The organism is Kineococcus gypseus (assembly GCF_050871305.1).
Taxonomy (GTDB): Bacteria; Actinomycetota; Actinomycetes; order Actinomycetales; family Kineococcaceae; genus Kineococcus; species Kineococcus gypseus.
Map to the genome: position 1 here is coordinate 1 of NZ_JBJLRD010000111.1, position 1854 is coordinate 1854.

Sequence of the window (1854 nt, forward strand, 5' to 3'; positions counted from 1 at the left end):
GCGCCGTCGTGCCCGGCCGCGCCGTCGTGCCCGGCCGCGCCGTCGTGCCCGGCCGCGCCGTCGTGCCCGGCCGCGCCGTCGTGCCCGGCCGCGCCGTCGTGCCCGGCCGCGCCGTCGTGCCCGGCCGGGCCGTCGTGCCCGGCCGGGCCGTCGTGCCCGGCCGGGCCGTCGTGCCCGGCCGGGCCGTCGTGCCCGGCCGGGCCGTCGTGCCCGGCGGTGCCGTCGTGTTCCATGGGGCCGTGCCCGCGCCCGTGGACGTCCCCGCCGCCCTCGACGCCGTCGGCCCGCGCCTGCGGCGCCTGCGCACCGCGCGGGGCGAGACCCTCGCGCAGGTCTCCGCGGTCACCGGCACCTCCGCCAGCACCCTGTCCCGCCTGGAGTCCGGCGGCCGGCGCGCCACCCTGGAGCTGCTGCTGCCCCTGGTGGCGCACTACGAGGTCAGCCTCGACGAGCTGGTCGCCCCGCCCGCCCCGCCGCGCCGGCGCGCCAGCCGCTCGCGCCACGGCATGACGTCCATCCCGCTGACGCGCGCGCCGGGGGGCCTGCGCGCCTACAAGCTCGTGCTGGCCCCGGGCACCGGGCAGGACGTCGAGCCGCAGGTCCACGAGGGCTACGAGTGGCTCTACGTCCTGTCCGGGACGCTGCGCCTGCGGCTGGGCGAGGCGGACCTGCGCCTGCCGCCCGGGGAGGCGGCGGAGTTCGACACCCACGTGCCGCACGCGGTGAGCAACCCGGGCACGGCGCCCGTGGAGCTGATCAGCGTTTTCGGCCCGCAGGGCGAGCGCATGCACGTGCGGGCGAAGCCGCGCGGGCGCTGAGCGAGCGGGGAGCGCCGGCGCGTCGGGTGCCGGCCCCTAGGTGCTCGTCAGCAGGTCCACCGCCACGCGCGCCAGCGGCCGGTCGGCGTACACCAGCCGCACCGCCGCCGGGTCGGGGTTGCCCGCGTCCGGCCCCCGCCACACCAGGTGCAGCCCGGCGCGCTCGGCGGTGGCGGCCGAGCGCGCGTTCGTCTCCAGCAGGTAGGCGGTCACCGGCAGGTCGAAGCGCACCCGCCGCGCCGCCGCCACGGCCGCGCGCGAGATCTCCGAGGCGTAGCCGAGGCCCCAGTCGGCCCGGTGCAGCCGGTACCCCAGGTTCCACGCCACCCCCAGGCGCAGGTCGCAGCCGCCCACCCCCACCAGCCGCCCCGCGCCCGGGCCCTCGGCCAGCCGCGCCACCCAGCTGCCCAGGCCGATCAGGTCCCAGCTCTCGCGCACCCGCTCCAGCAGCAGCGCGGTGCGGGTGCGGTCGGTGTGCCGGCCCGACGGCAGGTGCTCCCACACCGCCGGGTCGGAGTACAGCGCGAAGACGTCCTCCAGGTCGCTCAGCCGCGGGGGCGTCAGCAGCAGGCGCGCGGTCCGCTCGGGGACCGCGGGGTCGTCGGGCGGCACCGGGCCATCGTCGCGCACCCGGGCGGGCCCGCGCGCCGGGCCGGTGAACCCGGCGGCGCTCCCGCACGTCCTACGGGAGGTTGCCCGCACGAACCGCCTGGAGGTCGAACCGTGAGCACCGCCCGCCGCACCACCGCCCCCCTGCTCGCCGCCCTGCTCGCCGCCACCGCCGCCGCGAGCGCCGCCTGCTCGGGCGGCGGCACGTCCGCCGCGAGCGCACCGGCACCGGTCCCCGCGACCACCGTCCCCACGGCCGCGACCACCGCCCCCGCGGCTCCGGCGGCCGCGGCCCCCTCGTCGCCCGCGGCCCCGGGCGGCTCCGCCCCCGCGACCGCGCCCCCCGCCGGACCCGGGGGGGCCCCCCCCCCGGCGGGGGGGGGGGGGGGGGGGGGGGGGGGGGGGGGGGGGGGGGGGGGGGGGGGGG

The 1854-nt window shown here is 81.7% G+C and carries 3 protein-coding genes; 1 reads left to right on the top strand and 2 read right to left on the bottom strand.

Annotation, left to right across the window (positions count from 1 at the left end; translation table 11 throughout):
• Window positions 1-233, bottom strand: a 233-nt coding sequence (locus tag ACRYMN_RS20805; protein ID WP_432499329.1) for a hypothetical protein, incomplete at its 3' end; no start/stop codon positions are given.
• A 6-nt stretch (window positions 234-239) separates the two neighbouring features.
• On the opposite strand from ACRYMN_RS20805, the gene ACRYMN_RS20810 reads away from it, so the two are divergent.
• Window positions 240-818 carry a helix-turn-helix domain-containing protein gene (locus tag ACRYMN_RS20810; RefSeq protein WP_432499330.1) on the top strand — a complete coding sequence of 193 codons (579 nt, stop codon included), beginning with the start codon at window positions 240-242 and terminating at the stop codon, window positions 816-818.
• A 36-nt stretch (window positions 819-854) separates the two neighbouring features.
• Here ACRYMN_RS20810 and ACRYMN_RS20815 read toward each other — a convergent pair whose 3' ends face one another.
• Window positions 855-1430, bottom strand: a complete 576-nt coding sequence (locus ACRYMN_RS20815; protein WP_432499331.1) for a GNAT family N-acetyltransferase — start codon at window positions 1428-1430, stop codon at window positions 855-857.
• Window positions 1431-1854: the final 424 nt, after the last annotated feature.